The sequence below is a fragment of the Streptomyces sp. NPDC005706 genome (assembly GCF_040631045.1).
Lineage (GTDB): Bacteria > Actinomycetota > Actinomycetes > Streptomycetales > Streptomycetaceae > Streptomyces.
In genome coordinates this window covers 18,411-35,517 of record NZ_JBEXYS010000047.1, presented here as the reverse complement: position 1 = coordinate 35,517, position 17,107 = coordinate 18,411, and the positions used below count along the sequence as shown (strand labels likewise).

14 protein-coding genes and 9 pseudogenes are annotated in these 17,107 nt (G+C 71.1%); 13 read left to right on the top strand and 10 right to left on the bottom strand.

Annotation, left to right across the window (positions count from 1 at the left end):
* From ABZ478_RS37430 to ABZ478_RS37415, 4 genes and pseudogenes are all read right to left on the bottom strand, one after another.
* Window positions 1-659: glycosyltransferase family 9 protein (locus tag ABZ478_RS37430; protein ID WP_359556983.1), on the bottom strand; the 659-nt coding region annotated here is incomplete at its 3' end.
* Window positions 656-1,171, bottom strand: a pseudogene (locus tag ABZ478_RS37425) (HAD-IIIA family hydrolase); the annotation flags it as partial. The gene ABZ478_RS37430 and the pseudogene ABZ478_RS37425, both read right to left, overlap by 4 nt.
* A 23-nt stretch (window positions 1,172-1,194) precedes the next feature.
* A pseudogene (locus ABZ478_RS37420) lies at window positions 1,195-1,960 on the bottom strand (glycosyltransferase); the annotation flags it as partial.
* Between the two features lie 71 nt (window positions 1,961-2,031).
* Window positions 2,032-3,028: pseudogene (locus ABZ478_RS37415) on the bottom strand (NAD-dependent epimerase/dehydratase family protein).
* 327 nt (window positions 3,029-3,355) lie between these two features.
* On the opposite strand from ABZ478_RS37415, the pseudogene ABZ478_RS37410 reads away from it, so the two are divergent.
* A pseudogene (locus tag ABZ478_RS37410) lies at window positions 3,356-3,561 on the top strand (polysaccharide pyruvyl transferase family protein); the annotation flags it as partial.
* Between the two features lie 195 nt (window positions 3,562-3,756).
* Here the strand turns inward: ABZ478_RS37410 and ABZ478_RS37405 are convergent.
* Window positions 3,757-4,155, bottom strand: a pseudogene (locus tag ABZ478_RS37405) (helix-turn-helix domain-containing protein); the annotation flags it as partial.
* On the opposite strand from ABZ478_RS37405, the gene ABZ478_RS37400 reads away from it, so the two are divergent.
* The 4 genes and pseudogenes from ABZ478_RS37400 to ABZ478_RS37385 all read left to right on the top strand — a co-directional run.
* On the top strand, window positions 4,102-4,503 hold the full coding sequence (locus ABZ478_RS37400) for a CbrC family protein (protein ID WP_359556980.1): 402 nt from the start codon (window positions 4,102-4,104) through the stop codon (window positions 4,501-4,503). The pseudogene ABZ478_RS37405 and the gene ABZ478_RS37400 sit on opposite strands and share 54 nt — an antisense overlap.
* Window positions 4,448-5,023, top strand: coding sequence for a hypothetical protein (locus tag ABZ478_RS37395; RefSeq protein WP_359556977.1), 576 nt, complete (start codon window positions 4,448-4,450; stop codon window positions 5,021-5,023). Before ABZ478_RS37400 ends, ABZ478_RS37395 begins: the two co-directional genes overlap by 56 nt.
* A 250-nt stretch (window positions 5,024-5,273) precedes the next feature.
* Window positions 5,274-5,511: pseudogene (locus ABZ478_RS37390) on the top strand (helicase); the annotation flags it as partial.
* A gap of 132 nt (window positions 5,512-5,643) precedes the next feature.
* Window positions 5,644-5,933: pseudogene (locus ABZ478_RS37385) on the top strand (MerR family transcriptional regulator); the annotation flags it as partial.
* 392 nt (window positions 5,934-6,325) lie between these two features.
* On the opposite strand, the gene ABZ478_RS37380 reads toward ABZ478_RS37385, so the two are convergent.
* Window positions 6,326-6,460, bottom strand: a complete 135-nt coding sequence (locus ABZ478_RS37380; RefSeq protein ID WP_359556975.1) for a hypothetical protein — start codon at window positions 6,458-6,460, stop codon at window positions 6,326-6,328.
* 8 nt (window positions 6,461-6,468) lie between these two features.
* Here ABZ478_RS37380 and ABZ478_RS37375 point away from each other — a divergent pair.
* The 3 genes and pseudogenes from ABZ478_RS37375 to ABZ478_RS37365 all read left to right on the top strand — a co-directional run.
* Window positions 6,469-6,603 (top strand): annotated as a pseudogene (locus ABZ478_RS37375) (acyl-CoA thioesterase II); the annotation flags it as partial.
* A gap of 5 nt (window positions 6,604-6,608) precedes the next feature.
* Complete coding sequence (locus ABZ478_RS37370) at window positions 6,609-7,589, top strand: cation diffusion facilitator family transporter (protein ID WP_359556973.1); 981 nt, start codon at window positions 6,609-6,611, stop codon at window positions 7,587-7,589.
* A 794-nt stretch (window positions 7,590-8,383) separates the two neighbouring features.
* The gene (locus ABZ478_RS37365) at window positions 8,384-8,791 is read left to right on the top strand and encodes an STAS domain-containing protein (RefSeq protein ID WP_359556970.1); all 408 of its coding nucleotides are present in this window, start codon (window positions 8,384-8,386) and stop codon (window positions 8,789-8,791) included.
* Between the two features lie 385 nt (window positions 8,792-9,176).
* Here ABZ478_RS37365 and ABZ478_RS37360 read toward each other — a convergent pair whose 3' ends face one another.
* Both ABZ478_RS37360 and ABZ478_RS37355 read right to left on the bottom strand, forming a co-directional pair.
* Window positions 9,177-9,488: a hypothetical protein gene (locus tag ABZ478_RS37360; RefSeq protein WP_359556968.1), complete on the bottom strand. Its 312-nt coding sequence runs from the start codon at window positions 9,486-9,488 to the stop codon at window positions 9,177-9,179.
* Window positions 9,489-9,492: 4 nt separating this feature from the next.
* Window positions 9,493-9,939: a hypothetical protein gene (locus ABZ478_RS37355; RefSeq protein ID WP_359556965.1), complete on the bottom strand. Its 447-nt coding sequence runs from the start codon at window positions 9,937-9,939 to the stop codon at window positions 9,493-9,495.
* 111 nt (window positions 9,940-10,050) lie between these two features.
* On the opposite strand from ABZ478_RS37355, the gene ABZ478_RS37350 reads away from it, so the two are divergent.
* Together ABZ478_RS37350 and ABZ478_RS37345 are read left to right on the top strand one after the other, a co-directional pair.
* Window positions 10,051-10,521 carry a hypothetical protein gene (locus ABZ478_RS37350; protein WP_359556962.1) on the top strand — a complete coding sequence of 157 codons (471 nt, stop codon included), beginning with the start codon at window positions 10,051-10,053 and terminating at the stop codon, window positions 10,519-10,521.
* On the top strand, window positions 10,521-10,919 hold the full coding sequence (locus tag ABZ478_RS37345; protein ID WP_359556960.1) for a hypothetical protein: 399 nt from the start codon (window positions 10,521-10,523) through the stop codon (window positions 10,917-10,919). Before ABZ478_RS37350 ends, ABZ478_RS37345 begins: the two co-directional genes overlap by 1 nt.
* 759 nt (window positions 10,920-11,678) lie before the next feature.
* On the opposite strand, the gene ABZ478_RS37340 is transcribed toward ABZ478_RS37345, so the two are convergent.
* Window positions 11,679-12,500, bottom strand: a complete 822-nt coding sequence (locus ABZ478_RS37340; RefSeq protein ID WP_359556957.1) for a GNAT family N-acetyltransferase — start codon at window positions 12,498-12,500, stop codon at window positions 11,679-11,681.
* A 243-nt stretch (window positions 12,501-12,743) separates the two neighbouring features.
* Between ABZ478_RS37340 and ABZ478_RS37335 the strand changes: the two genes are divergently transcribed.
* Together ABZ478_RS37335 and ABZ478_RS37330 are read left to right on the top strand one after the other, a co-directional pair.
* The gene (locus tag ABZ478_RS37335; RefSeq protein ID WP_359556954.1) at window positions 12,744-12,920 is read left to right on the top strand and encodes a hypothetical protein; all 177 of its coding nucleotides are present in this window, start codon (window positions 12,744-12,746) and stop codon (window positions 12,918-12,920) included.
* Window positions 12,921-13,041: 121 nt separating this feature from the next.
* Complete coding sequence (locus tag ABZ478_RS37330; RefSeq protein WP_359556951.1) at window positions 13,042-14,496, top strand: RNB domain-containing ribonuclease; 1,455 nt, start codon at window positions 13,042-13,044, stop codon at window positions 14,494-14,496.
* 702 nt (window positions 14,497-15,198) lie between these two features.
* On the opposite strand, the gene ABZ478_RS37325 is transcribed toward ABZ478_RS37330, so the two are convergent.
* Window positions 15,199-16,146, bottom strand: a complete 948-nt coding sequence (locus ABZ478_RS37325) for a phosphotransferase (RefSeq protein ID WP_359556948.1) — start codon at window positions 16,144-16,146, stop codon at window positions 15,199-15,201.
* A 582-nt stretch (window positions 16,147-16,728) separates the two neighbouring features.
* Between ABZ478_RS37325 and ABZ478_RS37320 the strand changes: the two are divergent.
* Window positions 16,729-17,008, top strand: a pseudogene (locus ABZ478_RS37320) (AraC family transcriptional regulator); the annotation flags it as partial.
* Window positions 17,009-17,107 lie beyond the last annotated feature (99 nt).

Sequence of the window (17,107 nt, the reverse complement as noted above, 5' to 3'; positions counted from 1 at the left end):
AGGGCGGTCTCGTCCGGCCCGCCGGTGACGACCACGCGGTGCCCGGCGTCGGTCAGCAGCGCGACCGCCTCCTCGCACCGGTGGGGGCTCCAGGCGCGGGCGGGTGCGCTGGCGCCCGGGTGCAGGACGACGTACGGGCCGTTGCCGGTCAGGCTGCCGGTGTCCGGGGGCGGCAGGAGGCGCAGCCGCCCGTCGTCGCCGGGCGGCGGCAGGAAGCCCATGGCGGCGGCCGTGTCGAGGGCCGCCTCGGCCTCGTGGCGGCCGGCCGGCCGCCGGTGGCGCACGTCGAGCAGCCGCCCGGGGTGGTCGACGCTGTCCGCGCCGATGCGGCTGATCCCGGCCAGCCGCAGCAGCAGTGCGGTCGGCAGGGGGCTCTGGTGGAACGAGGTCAGGACGAGGGCGGCGTCGAAGGCCCCGGCGCGCAGCCGGCCGACCAGGTCCTCGATGTCGGCCGGGTTCACCGGGGGCGGGTCGAAGCCCTCCCAGGGCGACTCCCACACCAGCACCTCGTCGACGCCGGGCAGCATGCGGGCGGCGTCCGCGCCGCACGGTCCGCACAGCATCGTCACGTGCGCGCTGTGGGCGGCGACGGCGCGCACGGCGGGTCCGGCGAGCAGGACGTCTCCGAAGCTGTCGAGCCGGACGACGAGCGACTTCATCGCGACCGTCTCCCGGGGCCCACGCCGAGGGCGCTGCGCACGGCGGTGAGCAGGTCGGGGGCGCACTGTCCGGAGAAACGTTCCACCTCGGCCGGTGCGGTTGCCGCGTTGGGCACCAGCACGCCCCGGGCGCCCGCCGCGCGGGCGGCCAGGACGTCCGCAGCGATGTCCCCGATCACCAGGCACTCGGCCCGCGGGACGCCCAGCCGGGCCGCGGCCGTGCGGATCAGGCCGGGCCGGGGTTTGCGGCACGGGCAGCCGGCGTCCGGGGCGTGCGGGCAGCACACCCAGGTGTCCAGCCCGCCCAGCAGTTCGTCGGCGCGCTTGTTGACCCGGCACACGTCCTCGGCGGTCAGCAGCCCGCGCCCGATCCCGGACTGGTTGCTGACCACGCCGGTCGGCAGCCCGGCGGACCGCGCCAACCCGACGGCCCCTGCCGCGCCGGGCAGCAGGCGGACGCGGTCGGGGTCGCCGTTGTACGGCACGTCCGCCACGAGGGTGCCGTCGCGGTCGAACAGGACGGCGGAGACGGGATTCACCCGGCACCTCCCAGGGGTTCGGCGTGCCGGTGGCGGACGGCCCCGCGCAGCCGGTGCCGGACGGCGAGCGGCGGGATGAGCACGCTGGTGCCGAGCATCCCGGCGATCTCGCGCGCGGTGCGGGGGCCGGGCAGGATGCGGGCGAGGGCGAACTCGGCGGTGCCGAGCGTCCACAGGGCCGCGCAGACGGTGGCGGCGCAGCCGGCCGCGGGGCGCCCGGGCGCGGTCCCACCAGTCGGGGCCGTGCAGCCGGTTCATCAGGGCGTCGTCGGCGTTGCCGCGCTGCGCGGGCAGCGAGGCCCACCAGCGGGCCGGGCGGACCGGGTGCCGGGTGGGGCGGGTGCCGCGGCACAGCGACCAGCCGGCCCGCTGCACCCGCAGGGCCAGGTCCGCGTCCTCGCGGAAGGCGCGCGGGAAGCGCTCGTCGAAGCCGCCGGCCCTGGTCAGCGCCTCGGTGCGGTAGGCCATGTCGGCGGTGGCCCAGGCCGCGTTCTCCAGGCCCTTGATGGTGCGCTCCCAGTCGGTGGGCCGGCGGTCCAGGGGTAGGGGGACACGCAGCCGCCCCTGGATGCCGCCGACGTCCTCACCGGCCTCCCGCAGGTCCTCGGCGAGCAGCCGGGACCAGTCCGGCAGCACCTGGACGTCGTCGTCGAGGAACACCGTCCAGGGCGTCTCCACGGTCCGCCAGCCGGCGTTGCGGGCCGCGGCCGGGCCCTTGCCGCAGATGCGCAGGGTGCGTATCCGGTCGAACAGCGGCCCGGCGGCCATCAGCGGCAGGTCGCCGATACCGAGGACGTGCATGCGCTGTCTCCAGGGCTGCGAGCGGTCGGGGGTCAGGACTGCCGGGCCGGGTCCTCCTCCCGCAGGACGGGTTCGGGGGGCTGGGCGGCGAAGTAGGCGATCGTCTGCTTCAGGCCCTCCTCCCAGGGCACCCGCGGGGCCCAGCCGAGAAGTTCGCGGGCGAGCGCGGTGTCGGGGCGGCGCCGGCCGGGGTCGTCGACGGGCCGGTCGACGAACGCGATCGGCGAGCGGGAGCCGGTGAGGGCGACCACCCGGCGGGCCAGGTCGGCGACGCTGATCTCCTCGCTGCCGCCGATGTTCACGGGCCGCACCGACCTGCGCGCGGCGACCCGCAGGATGCCGTCGATCGTGTCGTCCACGTAGCACAGGGAGCGAGTCTGGCTGCCGTCGCCGGTCACGGTGACCGGCCAGGGCCTGGCAGATGAAGGTGGGCACCGCACGGCCGTCATGGGCGCGCATCCGCGGCCCGTAGGTGTTGAACAGCCGCACGATCCCGGCGTCCGTGCCCCTAGCGCCGGCGTGCGCGGTGACCAGGGCCTCGGCGAACCTCTTCGACTCGTCGTACACGCTGCGCGGGCCGATGGGGTTCACGTTCCCCCAGTAGCCCTCGTGCTGCGGGTGCACCAGCGGATCGCCGTACACCTCGGAGGTGGAGGCGAGCAGGAGACGGGCGCCGTGACGTGCCGCGATCCCCAGGGCGTTGCGGGTGCCGAGGCTGCCCACGTCCAGGGTCTCCAGCGGCATCCGCAGGTAGTCGGCCGGAGAGGCCGGGCAGGCGAAGTGCAGGACGAGGTCGTACGGGCCGGGCAGGTCCGCGCGGTCGGCCGCGCAGACGTCGCACTCCACGAACCGAAAACCGGGCCGGTCCTCGAGGTGGCGGACGTTCTCCCGGCGTCCGCAGGCCAGGTTGTCGGCGCAGTCGACTTCGACCCCTGAATCCAGCAGCCGTTCGCACAGGTGGGAACCGAGAAAGCCGGCGCCACCGGTCACGAGGGCGCGCCGCCAGGAAAACGGTCTGTCACCAGTCATGGGGGCTCTTCCTTGGCCGTCCTTCGTGCACCTCGTCCGCGCCCCGGGAGTCGCTCCAGCATGGACATTCCCGGCCCGAGAGCCGTTCCAGCGTGGGCATTCGGGCGCGTACCGCGTCCATCGGGCCCGGCCTCGCCGGCCCGTTGCGCAGGAAAAGGACAGGGCTGTTGTCCCACTGGTCCGGAGGACCGCCCTGATCGGCCGCCGCTGGCTGGACGGCACTGGCACTGCGTTCCCGTGCCAGTTGGTTTCACACGTTGGATTCTTATTCTCCGGCGAGTCGGGTACTCGCGCGACTCCGGTGACCGAGCGACCACGGTGAGGCCCATGGACGACGACCTGGTGGCAGCTCTGCTGCGCGCTCTGCGAGCGCCCGCCCGGGCGCTGCTGACCGGATGGTTCAGCTTCCGGCACGGGGAGGCGACGGCCGGGGACGTGCTCGCCGAGCGGCAGGTGTCGGCCGCGCTGACCCGGCCGGCATCGTGCACGACACGGCGTGGAGTCCCGGCTTCCGGCCCGGCGCGCTGTCCCTGGTGGGAGCGATACCGGGCGGCAGTGGCCGGGCTGCGCTGTGACAGCGCTGCAGTGGGTGGGTAGCCCTTGCTGGTGGTCCGGCCCGGCCTAGGCAGTGTCTTCAAATGATCTTGAGTGGTGGTCATGGTCGGGTGATACGTCGACATGAACTGTCCGATGCAGAATGGGAGTTCGATGCCCAGGTCCTGGGCGGCGGCAGCCAGCGCGTCCAAGGTCCACTCCGAGGGCCCTGACTCGTCAGCGGCCCACATCTCGTTCGACGGCTGCACCTCCAGCCGCCCCGGCGGGGTCTGCTTGACCATCGCAATGATCCGGGAGCGTTCGGCCTCGGTGATCCTTCGCTTGCATCCCTGCCCGCCCAGATCCTCCAAGCCCTCAAGCCCCGAGCGGTTGAAGCGGTGCAGCCAGCGACGCACCGTCTTCGGACTGCACCTCACCTCGTCAGCGATCTGCGGGACCAGCCAGCCGTCCCAACTCAGCTCGACCATCCGGCACCGCTCCACCAGAACCTTCGGCGCCTTCCTGGCAGCCGCCAGGCGGTGAACCACCGCTTGCCCGCCCTCGTCACGTCCCGGCCGTGCCCTCAGCACCATGACCCAGCACCCGCCCCCGAGTACCCGCAACCGCCCCGCTACCAGCAGCTATACCCACCGAAAGCGGAATCCAGCACTAGCCGTCGCTGTGGCAATCCGTACGCATCTGGCGAAGCACGGCATCGGTCCATCCACGCGACCGTCGAGACGTGCGCCTGCTGCAAGCGCAACATGGGGTGGATCTATACAGCCACCTGCTACACCGCTCAAGACGTCAACGGACGGTTCTGCCCATGGTGGTGCGGATGGCCCGGCTGCGGCACTGCCGTCCTCTTGCTCTACGGTTGCCCGCATGACGTCCTCGTCCTCCCTGCTCGGCCTGCTCCGCGACGACTCCAGGGCTGCTGAACTCGCCGAGTGGCCTTTCGACTTCGACATCCTCGTCGCGCGCTATGGGCCGATCACCCACGTTGAGCCTGTGCGTCTGGCCTCGGGCGAGCCGCTGGAGGCGATCGCGAAGGACGGCGGAGGCGGCACCTACTTCTTCTGCGGGGCCGGCGACGGCGAGGATCGGCCCGTGCTGTTCGCCGACTCCGAGGGCTCCGCGGGGATCGTCGGCGCCAACCTCCGTGACGCGCTGCTACTGCTGGCCACGCTGCCATGCGCGGGACAGGCGCTGAACCTGGAGAGGCAGGGGCGCATCGTGGATGAGGCGATGCTGTTGGCGCTGCGGGAGGAGGAGGACGAGGAACTCAGTGAGGCGGCCGACATGGACGACCTGCCCGAGCGGCGGGCCGCGTTCCTCGACCGTCTCGGGCTGACCCCGCCGCCGGTCACCGAGTTGTTTGACCTGGCCCGCCAGGCCGCAGCCCTGGAGCCTTCATACGTCCTCCTCAACACGGATGGCCACGCGTACCGACAGGGTTGACCTGCTGGTTAGGAGGTCGGGCTCGCCTGCCCATGGCACTGACGGATTGTCAGCTGTCTGCCTAGAGCGTCGTCGCAGTCGTCGAGAGCGGGATCGGGATCGCGACTTCCACCGGGCGCGTAGGCCGGAGACTGGGCGGCGCGGGTGGTGCATACCCACTGCTCGCGGCTGACATGGCGGCCGGTCGGGCGGCGAGTTCGTCGGCCTGGGCCTGCTCCTCTCCCAGTCGGCGGGCGCTGCCGCATCGGGGAAGCTGGGCATGGTCTGGTCGCACTACGACGTCGCCTGGGAAGACGGACTTTGTCGCAGCCCGCGGCTGGGCCGAGCAGAACGGTCAACTTGCGGCGCCGACCGATGCCACCCTCCAGGGGGGGCTCGCGTAGGACCCTTACTGAAGAACGCGCGGGCGGCTGCCTGGCGAGCGGCAGTCAACGAACAGCGGCAGGGCCGATGGGCTGCCCGTGGCGTCGATGGCTGGAACGCTGACGGCGGTGATGTCCGGGTACGTCTGTCCGGCCGGGTTGGGCGTCGAGCGAGGAAGTCCGTTGTCCGCGTCATGCCGGCACGGTAGAACTTGACACCGATGTGAGGTTCAAGCCCACCTCCCAGCGGAGGCGGACATGCGGATCGGTGAACTGGCCCGGCGCACCGGCGTGAGCGAACGGTCGCTGCGCAACTACGAGACACACCCCCAGATGGCCACCGCGACTACCCGGAGTGGGCCGTCGACCGGATCATCCGGATCCAGGAACTGTACGCGGCCGGGCTGCACAGCGAGAAGATCCGACAACTGCTGCCGTGCATGCGCGACCGGGACGGCGGACCCTCCGCGATCGCCACCGAGCGGGACCGGATCGACCGCATGATCGCCGATCTGCGCCGCTCTCGGGAGACCCTGGACGAGGTCATCCCGGGCCACTCCCCTGGGCTGGTCAAAGCCAGTACGTCACCAGTGACCTGGTCGGCATGGTGCTGCACTCAGGGGGGGCAACGTCCAAGAACCAGAGAGGCACGGACGGGCGGACGACGGGCGGGGCGGCGGGGCCAGACAGGCTCACCTGCCTGGCCCCGCCGCCTCTTGCGCTGCTGCCGCCCCTAAAACGAACGCATTGCGTCTGTCTTCCGTGCGGTGTGCGTACGCCCGAGGCTGTGCCTGCCTTCAGCGGGTGCTGGTCCAGCGCGTGAGGAGGGCGAGGGCCTCGGCGCGGTCGTTGGAGCTGAGGCCGGAGATGGTGGCGTGGTGGTTGCTGCCGGGGGCCCACAGGACGCGGGAGTCGCGGGAGCGGGGCTGGAAGGACTCGGCTACGGCGGGATCTTGGCTGCCGTTGCGAACAGCAGTCGGAGGCCGTTACGGCTGACCCAGTGGTCGATGTCCGGCATCGCGGCGGGGCCGAAGCGCATCGGGATGTCGCGCGGGACGAAGGTGCGCAGTTGCATCGCGCCGGGTCCTGTACGACCAGAAGTCCCCGTCGGCATGCGGTGGCCGCGGCTTCGGTCAGGCCCGCACCAATACGCAGGACCGGCGCCTGGCCATCTCGGTCATCCAGGAGGGCGTGGTACGGGTTCCGCGGGAACACTGAGGGACATGGCGAAAGCACTGCACCCGGACCGGCGGGACACCGACGTCGGAAGTACCCTCACGGTCGTCGTCGCCGCCCTCGCCAACCTCGGCATCGCGATAGCCAAGGTGGCGGCCGGCCTCATCAGTGGCTCCAGCGCCATGCTCTCCGAGGCCGCGCACTCGGTCGCCGACACGGTCACCGAGGTGTTGCTGCTGACGGCGCTCAAGCGCAGCCGGAAACCCCCCGACGAGGACCATCCCCTCGGATACGGCCCCGAACGCTACGTCTGGGCGCTGCTCGCCGCAGTCGCCACCTTCGTCGGCGGCGCGGTCTTCTCCCTCTACGACGGCATCCACACCCTGACGAGGGGCGAGACGCTCGGTGACCCGCGGGTGTCTTACATCGTCCTCGCGGTCGCCTTCGTGCTGGAGGGCTTCTCGCTGCGGACCGGGGTGCGCCAGGCGCGCGGTGACGCGGACCGCCGCGGGATGCCCTTCCGGCTCTATCTGCGGCACACGCCCGACACCGCCGTGAAGGCGGTGGTTCTGGAGGACTCGGCTGCGCTGATCGGCCTGGTGCTGGCGGCGGGCGGCCTGCTGGGCGGGCAGCTCACGGGATCCGGGGTCTGGGACGGCATCGCCTCCCTGTCCATCGGCGTGCTGCTGCTGTACGTCGCCTGGGTGCTCGGCCGGTCGAACGTGGAGCTTCTCATCGGGCGGCCGCTGCCCCGGCCGGTGCGGGAGCGGATCCGGGCGGAACTCCTGCAGGTGGAGCACATCGAGGCGGTACTGGAGCTGACGACGCTGGTGCAGGCGCCGGGGGAGGCCCTGGTGGCGGCCAAGGTCGACTTCCGTGACCTGTCGACCGCCGCCGAAGTCGAGTGGGCCTGCGAGCGGGCCGAGCAGCGACTGCACGAGGCGTTCCCGGCGGTGTGCCGGGTGTATCTGGACCCGACGCCCGGGCATGCGCAGCGGCGCTCCGAGGGCCTGAACCCCGGTTCGTGAAAACGGCTTGTAGGCGCGAGGCGCGCCCAGCGGGATGAGGCCGTGACCGTCATCGCGGAGCCGTGGAACTGGCGGGGCGGGCGGATTCAGGACGCCTTCCTGCACGCCGTGCGGACGGTCGCCGACCTCGCGGCCGACCCCTCCGTCGCCGCCGCACTCGACCACCAAAACTGTCGGCCATCCGCTCGCGGGCACCGGGGCGCGGGGAGGCCAATCACACGGGCCTACGGCGGCTGGTTCATCGCGTGTGCGTTCAGACACCCCGGCCGGTGAGGCCGGCCTCCGTCCTGGAGTTGGGACTGCTGCGGTGGCGGCCCTTGCCCGGCAGCAGCTTGACGACGAGCCTGCCTACGCTACGCACGGTGACGTCCACCGCTCCCTCTTCCGGCCGGGCCCGTCGCGGCCCGCGTCGGTGACGGCGGACTCCAGCAGCCCGGCATCCCTCCTCAGCAGTCAAGGCGAGCGCGTCGGCTGCGCCGGCGGTATCCGAAATGTTCGTCGCCCCGTCCTGGGTGCTACCCCACGGAGCCCCCCTCAAGAGGTGGAGGGGCTTGCGCGGCTTGGCCGTAGCTCCTCCACCGTCACCACCCGCCCGCCCTGTCCGGGACGGGAGGACTTTTCGAGGCCTGGAGGACCAGCTGGCACGGCCGGACGTGCGGCCGCCGGGGGCTGGCGGGTCCCCGGCCGGATCGGGCCGGCCGGAACCCCGAAGGAAACCGCGTCCAGCGCGGATGAACGTCACAGGACGGGGTAGCTGGGCTGCTGGCCGTGTAGACCCCGTTCGAGGAGAACTTGTGAGCGAATCAGCAGGTCTGGGTATTGAGGTGGCCGTGATCAGCTCCGACGCCGCGGTCATCACCGTCTGCGGAGAGCTCGACACTGACACCGGCCTCGCCCTTCAGCACCAGTTGGCCGGTCAGGTGGTGCACGGACGACGTCACCTGGTGCTGGACCTGGCGGACGTGCCGTTCATGGACTCCTCCGGGCTGCGTGTCATCGTACGGACCGTCAGCGAAATGCGGAGCATCGACGGATCCGTGTCCCTGGCCGCGCCCAGCGAAGTGGTGCGACGTGTGCTCGACCTGACCGGGGTCGGCATGACCTGCCAGATATTCGACAGCGCGGACGCAGCTTGTGAAGCCCTCCTGGGCCGGAAGGACGAGGTGCCGGATCGCACGGCCTACGACACGGTGGATCGATAGCGAGGCCAATACGACCAAGCCCTCGAAGCACTCGGGACTCGTCTCACTGGAAACCGGCCCCGGTGCCCGTGACACAGTACGGCAGCCTTTCAGGGTGTGCCGGTACCTCGTCGACGGCTCGGCTCTCGACGGCCGACCCCGCCTCGGCTGCGCCGATGCTGCCCGCGTGTATCGCCGCGATGTCCGATAGTTGAGTGTGGACCATGCTCGAATGCAGAAGCGTTCGAGTTCCTCGGGCGCCGCCGGCCGGGCCACCGCTTCGTGATAGCGGACGGCGACGGTGATGTTGGGGTGAATACGCAGTCAGTAGGGGGCTGCGCGTCAGGAGCGGCACAGGGATCTGGGTTGGCGTCCACCCGTCGGCCGGGGCTGACGCCACCGGACGTCAGGGAAGCGCGAGCACCGCGGCGATGGCGGAGCGGAGTTCCTGGTCGTCGAGGACGGCCCGGTAGTCCCGGTGGGCGGAAAGCCGCAGATCGCGGGCGCCGACGAGGCGCAGTGACCGCCGTGCGGCCGGCGTGACCGTGCCGATGCGCAAAAACCCGCGGAGTGCCTCGGCCAGGTCGCCGTAGCGGTCGTCGTCCCCGGTGAAGCGCACGACGACCTGCTCCAGCATCGCCAGGGTGGCACCCGGATCGCCGGTGATCGCCCACAGGGCGACCGCCGCCGTCACCCTCCCATGCTCGGCGTTCTCCATGACCTCACGCACCCGTCCGGCATGCGCCGCGGCGGCGGGACCGAAGTCGGACAGGAGGAGAACCGGTCCGTACGGCGACGCCTGCTCGTCGTGCACCGCCTCGCCCAGGAGCCGCAGGGCGGTCCCCCGCGGCCCACGCGGTCCTGTGGTGGTTGCCAAGGTGGTCGAGGACGATCGCGTCGCGCACGGCGGACGCCGTCGAGGCGGCACCGGGACCCATCGCCAGCAGCACGTCGAACACGCGCAACGAGTACCGCGTGTCCTTCAGGAGCGGCAGGACGACCGGGAGCACGGGCAGCGCGTCCGGCCCCCACTCCTCGGCGACCTGCAGCAAGGTGCCCATGATCTCGCCGTGGTCGCCGTGCTGTTCGTGGTCCTGCCGCACCTCCTCCAGCAGCGCGGGCAGCAGGACGTCCGCGTGCTCGCGCAGCGGCGCGAGGACTTCGTGCATCCCGGCCGACGCGGATCGCCCGCCACCCAGCTGCGCCCGAACTGCTCCCGGTAGGGCGCCCAGAGCGACTCGACCAGGCCGGGAAGGCCGCGGGGGTCGCCCAGCCGGACCATGGCCCAGCGTGCGAAGTCGCCGACGGTCCCCTCGATCCAGGAGATTGCGTCGGCCCCGGGATCGTCGAGCAGTGCCGCCAGGCCGGCCGTACGGCCGGATCGGCGAGGACGTCCGGCAGCAGGTCGGCATGCCGGAGGGGGTGTCGCGATCGAGGGACGCCCGGGCGATCACGGCCGCCACCTTCATCACCGGCTCGTCGTCTCGCAGCAGCTGGCTCAGCACCGCCTCCACCGCGCCGGCGAACTCACCCAGCTGGCGGCCGAGCACGGCACCACGATCCGCAGCCTGGTGGAGGACCTCGCGCAGAGCACGCCCACCCAGACGGAGTACGCCGAGCGGGCCGAGCTGGCCCGCGCCGAGCTCGCCTCCGCCCTCGGCAGCGCGCCGAGTCCGGAGGCCGAGGCGAAGGCGAAGGCCCTGCTGGAGCGTCTGGGCGGCGCCGCGCACGGTCCGCGGGCGGCCGCGTAGTGGCCGTGATCGCGGTCGTCCTGGACCACACGACCGCGGGAGCGCTGTACGACCCGAAGGATCTGTTCAACGAGGCGGTCGCCGCGTTCTACGTCCAGGCCTACGGCGGACTCGGTGACCTGTCCGCGCCGGTGCTGTCGCTGACGGCCGGCGACGCCGAACGGCCCGGCCTGCTCGGCTACATCAAAGGCCTGCGGTTCATACGGATCGAGGCGTTCGACACCGACGCCGCGGTCACCGCCACCGAACTACTGCGGTTCGGACACTCCTGGGCCGCCGTCCACGTCATCCACGCCGCCCGCCCCTCCCCCACCCACCCCACCGGCCGGTACCTCCTCACCCTCACCCCCAAGGCCTACGCCGGCACCGGCGTCCAAGCCGTTCACCCCGACCAGTAGCCGTCTGCCGCCCCGCCGCCTGACCCTGCGAAGGGTCCGGCACAGCTTCGCTGGGAGCGGCACCGCTCGCACAAGGGCGCACTGGGGGCCTGAGCCCTTACAGGGCGGCGGGAGGGACCTTTGAGTCGAAGACGCTCTGCGGCGCGCTCGGCCGGGAGGTGGACGCCTGGCGCAGTACCTGGGCCAGGTCGCGGTGGATCCGGTCAGCTTCTGCGCGGACCTGGACGGGGACGTCGCCGCGTTCGGCGACGAGGCGCTCCGGTCGGCGGCTAACGGGGCGGGTTCCGGGGATGGCGCGGATCTGCCGGCGTGCCCAGTCTCGTCGGGTGTGCGCGGCCAGCTCGGCGGAGGCCGCAGCGCTTCTCTTCGCCGCAGTGATCGCGGCCCACGTCCCGGTGCAGGACAAGACTTCGAGCGGTGGAGGAGCCTGCCCGCAATGAGACGGTGGCAGTGAAGGTCACCGCCGGGCTGGTGCGCCGGCTGGAAGTTCGCGTTGAAGGCGCTGTGCAACGACACGGCCCGCTTCCACGTCAAAGCCCAGACCGTGCAGGACCAGCAGGCCCGCGAAAGGACTTCGACAACACAGCACCGTCGCCCAGGCCGCTCGGCAGATGCACGGCCGAGGACTGCTCCGAGTTTGTGGTCCTGCCCCGTCGCCGGGTCGCGGAGAGGTCACTGGACTGGATGATGAACGCCTCGCCGACATGCGAGGGACTACGAACGGCTTATCCAGCACTCGGAGTCTCTCACGCAAGCTGTCTAACCCCGCATCCCAGACGGTGTAGGCGGCCTGGTGAAAGTGAGCAGCCGGTCGACCTCGATGAAGTCAGCGAACAGATATGTGCGCAGGGCAGCGGCGGGATCCCACTCCGGGTCATCAGGAGACTCATCCAGGTAGACGATCGTCTCGCGAGCACCCAACCCGAGGAGCACGTCCATAGCGTTGCCCAGCAGGCCCAGGGGCAAGTCCAGGCAGGTATCCGGGGCGACCGTGAGGCTGCGGATCACGCCCACCCCGCCGACAGGACGCTCCACGATGGCCTGGGCCAGCACCCGCCCGTCGCGGCGGACCTCAAGACGCTTGCCGGGCGGCGAGACAGGGTCCTTCAGCTCCACGTGCCCGAGGTGGGGCAAGCCTGCGACGGGAAGCTCAGCACGCAGATACCGGCACCGCCCCAGACCGGTGAAGCCCACAGCCAGGAGGGCTTCGTGCGTAGCCCGGCTACGGCGCTCCGGCAGACCTATCAGGCCCCTGGTGAGGGAGGAGGCGAGTGGGAAGGCGTACACGAGACGGGCGCCGCTCCATTCCAGAGCCCGAGCGATCAAAGTCGCGGCCGTCTCGAAGCTGTCACGGCAGTGCAGCCACAAGATCAACGATGCGTCGTCGCAGGGGCGCCCGGCACAGCAGACGATGCCGTCAATGCCGCCATCGGGCGTGCACAGCACAGTAGTGACAAGCCCATCCAGCGCCGCCCACGCAGCCGGATCAGCTACTGAGCGGCCGGCCAGCGCGTCAGCGAGCATCAAAGCGGTGCAGATCGGCTGCCCAGGCAGCCGATCTGCCGCCAGCAACTCAAGCACCGCCGCCTCATCCGCCGACTCGTACGGACGCAGACGGGGTGATCCCAACCGGCTCAAGCTGATCACCACGCATACCTCTCTGGCGCTTTCGGCCTTATCCCAGCCTCCTCCCCACAGGGCCGGCGACGCCAGCCTCCACCAGACCACCGTCAGTGTCACAGCCGAACGGAACATCCCCTCACGGGAGGACCACGTGACTTCGACCGGGACTGGTGCTCGGATGTCCTCTTCGAGGACCACGACGTGCTGATGCTGTTCGATGCTTCCCTGGACGGGATTGAGGACAGCGGCAACGAGATCAACCAGGCCCTCGGACTTGCCAACCTCGCCGCCGGGGACTGGCTCGTGCCCTTCCGCCCTGGCCAGTTCGGCCCATCGCTGGGCAGCCCCCGTGTCAGCGCGCCGAACGGCACCCGCTAGTCCCGGCTCCGCCGCCACGCGGCCGACGTCCCTTCCCCGCTCGGCCGCCGTCGCCCCGGTCCCCTCCGCCGCCGGCCCCGCTCGCCGCGCCGGTTCGTGACCGCCGCCCTACGCTCGGGGCATGCAACGCCGCCCGATGCACATGTCTGCCGAGGCCCTGGACGCTCTGCGCACCGCGCTGGAGGAACTCCGCGCGGAGCTGAAGGTCCCCCTGAGCTTCCCCAAGCACGTACTCAAAGCGGCCGACAAGGCCGCGGGTGAGGCGCGCTTGCCCGACAAGGACGCCACCCACCTGCCGTTCTTCACGATCGATCCGCCGACCTCGAAGGACCTCGACCAGGCCATGCACCTGGAGCGGCGGCCCGGTGGCGGCTACCGCGTGTACTACGCCATCTCGGACGTGGCGACCTTCGTCAGGGCGGGCAGCCCTCTGGACATCGAGGCGCACGACAGGATCGAAACGCTGTACTTCCCCGACCTCAAGGTGCCCCTGCACCCGCCCGTCCTCTCCGAGGGCGCGGCCAGCCTGCTGCCGAACAAGGACCGCCCCGCACTGTTGTGGCAGCACGACCTCGACGCCCACGGCAATCTGACCGACTCGTCCGTGAGCCGGGCCGTGATCCGAAGTCGGGCCCAGCTCGACTACGCCGGCGCCCAGCAGGCCATCGAGAACGGCACGGCGGAGGAGCCCCTCGCCCTGCTGCGCGAGATCGGCGAGCTGCGGGAGGCCGTCGAAATCGCGCGCGGCGGCATCTCGGTGAATCTGCCGGACCAGGAGGTCACCCTCGAGGACGGATCGTTCCGGCTGCGCTATGTGGCGACGCTGCCGGTCGAGGGCTGGAACGAGCAGATCTCCCTCATGACCGGGATGTCCGCGGCCCAGATCATGCTCGACACGGGTACCGGCATTCTGCGGACCCAGAAGGAGCAGGCCGATCAGAACGTGATCAAGCGCCTGCACGACATCGCGAAGGCCCTGGGCATCGTCTGGCGGCCCGGCATCTCGTACGCCACGCTGGTCCGCAAGCTCGATCCCCGGAACCAGCAGCACATGGCCTTCCTCACCGAGGCCACGAGCACGATGCTCAGGGCGGAGTACACCGTCTTCCGCGACAACCAGAAGCCGGCGTACACGATGCACGCAGCGATCGCGGCCCCGTACACCCATTGCACGGCTCCGCTGCGGCGCCTGGTCGACCGGTACACCGGTGAGCTGTGTGTGATGGCGTGCGCGGACAAGGCCCCGCCGAACTGGGTGCTCGACGCCCTGTCCTGCATCCCGTGCGACACGGCACGGGGGAAGGGCGGCCCGGCGTACCGGCAGACCATGGACCTGGCCGAGGCCGCGGTGCTCAAGGACCGCGTGGGCGAGGTGTTCGACGCCGCGGTCATCGACACCGACGCGGAGCGGGGCAGGCCGCGCGAGGGCAAAGTGTTCCTGGCCGACCCCGCCGTGCTGGCCAAGGTCGTCTCGACCAACGGCCTGGATCTCCAGCTCGGATCCAGCATCAGGGCCAGGCTCAAGCAGGCGGACCCCACCGCGGACGAGGACAAGGTCCTCTTCACCGTGCCCTAAGGGGTGTCCCGTAAAGATCTTGGAGCCGCTGCTGCGAATGTCGTAGCCCATGGCATGGAACCGCTCCTCCAGCCGGAGGCCGACGAGCTTGGCCACAGTGAAGTAGCGCTGATCGATCACATACACCGAGGCACGGTCGTGCAGGAGACCACCGGGTGCCAGCAGCTCGCCCAAACACTTTCGTTTGGATCAGTCGGTCGTTGGTCGGGGTGTGCCGTTAACAGATGCGCAGTGGGCGCGGATCGAGCCGATACTCCCGGACTGCACGCCGAAGCCGGGTGGTCGCTTGGCCGCAGTCCGTGAGCTCCACGAGGAAGTCGGCCTGCTGGGGGTTCCTGATGAAGTGCAGGTGCTGGGCACTCTCTTGGGCCGGGTTGGCGACGTCGTCCGGGTGAGGCCCGTTGGTCTGGCGTCCCGCACCAACGCGAGAAGGTCATTGGGTCCTAGCGGTTCTGGCCCTTGACGGCGCTACCCCAGCCGCTGTTTGTACCAAGCGCGCAGTGCCTGACTGCTTGGAACCCCGGCCTTCCGCTCGACCATCCACCCGCTGTCTTCGTGGCCTCCTCGGACGTCGTCGGCAGAGAGAACGGCCGCTCGACCACCAGGGCCATGTGCCCCTGGATCCGCTCGGGATCGTAGGGCACCACACACACCGTCACCGGAACTTCCCGGCCGCCCGGCTGTCCGGCTGCCTGCGGTGCGTCACCGGTGCAGGGACTCGGCGACGGCCGGGTCCTCGAGCACGCTGACGCACCAGGCGAAGTGCTCGTCACCGCCGCCCGGCGCGAAGGCGTCGCTCGTGGTCATCGCATAGGCGGCCCGGTACAGCAGGAGGTCGTCGACCGCGTAGCCGAACTCGTCGGCGAACCGCGTGGTGAGCTGCTGGGTGATCTCCGGGGCGTGCTCGGTGCCCGCCGGGAAGATGGCCGCGGCCACGGCGGCGTCGAACCGGGGGTCCCCGCCCGTGGACAGGAAGCCGTAGTCCACAAGGGCGAGCGGCCGCAGGTCGTCGTCCACCAGCACGGTCTCCGGGAAGACGTCACCGTGGACGACCGCCTCGTCGGTACGGGGCAGCGAGCGCAGCTTGCGAAGCAGCCGGGCGCGCGTGTCGTCGAAGTCGCGGACATGCGTGGAGAGCCGGTCCGCGCACCGACTGACCCGCCGGTCCACCAGGTCCGCCAGGGCGGATCCGAAAGTGGTGTGGCCTTCCCACAGCGGGCGTTCCTCGTCCAGCACAGGAAGGTGCTTGACCTCGTCGACGTCATGGGCGTCCGAGAGGGCGCGCAGCACGCCGATCAGGCAGTCGACCGCTTCGGGCAGCACCTCGTCCGGGTCGTCGGTGCGGATCCTGCCCGCCAGGGGCTCGCCGGACAGCTCCCGCTCCACGGTCATCGGGACACCGTCCATGTCCTCGACGGCGAGGATCTCCGGGGCGCCGAACGGCAGGTGCGCCGCGGCATCGGCGTAGAAGCGCTGCATCCGCCGCAGTTCGGATCCCCGTCGGCGCTCCCACACCTTGGCCACCGTTCCGTCCCCGAGTCGGTAGACGGCTCCCTCCACCGCCGCCTCGACGGGCCCGGCGTCGGGATATCCGGCCTCGACGAAATGTCGTACGCGCCGGGCCGTGGTGTCCCGTATCGCATCGGACATCTCGTGCCTCCTTCCGCCCCCGGCGTGAACGACCGGCCGGTCGGTGGGGCCGACGCCGGGACCATCTCCCACGGTAGGCCCCTCGTCCGCGCGACACCCGGTGACGGAGCGCTGCCGGGCGCCGTGCGGTCCGCCACGCGTATACGGCGGAACAGTGCCGGCGGATCCTGCGTATCCGGAGCCGACAGTGGCTGTTCCTTCGCACACTGGCGGCCGTCGCCCGCCGACGGCCGCGTCCGGCCACTGCGCGGGGACCCGCCGACGGGCACCACGCACTGCGGCGCGTCCGTCGGCCGCAGCCCCCTACCGCTATTCCGGCCGTGCCCCGCCCGGGACGCAGGCCGAACTCGACCTTGCAGGATCGTGGGCGGAGCGGGAGGCGGCCCTTGACCGGGCGCACGGCGAAGGGCCGCCCGGGGCCCCGCAGCCCTGTCGTAGCAGGGCGTTCCCACCTTTCTGATCATTTCAGAATGAGTTTGGCCAACAGGCTTGGCAGTGGGCTGGCGGGCGGCAGAGTGGGTGTCGGATGATCTTGTGCCTGATGATCTGTGGGATCGTGTCACTCCGCTGCTTCCGCCTCGCCCGCCGCGGCGTCGGCGGTCGGTGCGCGATGCTCCGGCGCGCTGGCGCTCGCCCGGCTGGGGTTGCTGGACGGCAGGCCGGCTTGCACCGATGTGAAGAGCCGGTCCTTTGTCGAAGCCTGCGACGTGACCGTGCTGGACGCGCCGTTTCACGCCGAGGGAAACATCGTCACAGCAGGGGCTGCCTGGCATCCCAGTACCTCTCCACCTGGGTGGTCACCCGCACCCTCGGGGAGGGCGCAGCGCGCGACGTCATCGGCTATGTGGCTCCGGTCGGCGAAAGGGGCCCTGATGCTGACGTTCGCCGGGACCAGCCGCTGGAGCAAGACCTACCGCCTGCCCGAGGTCTCCGCGCACGACGACGACCTGCGCACTGCCGC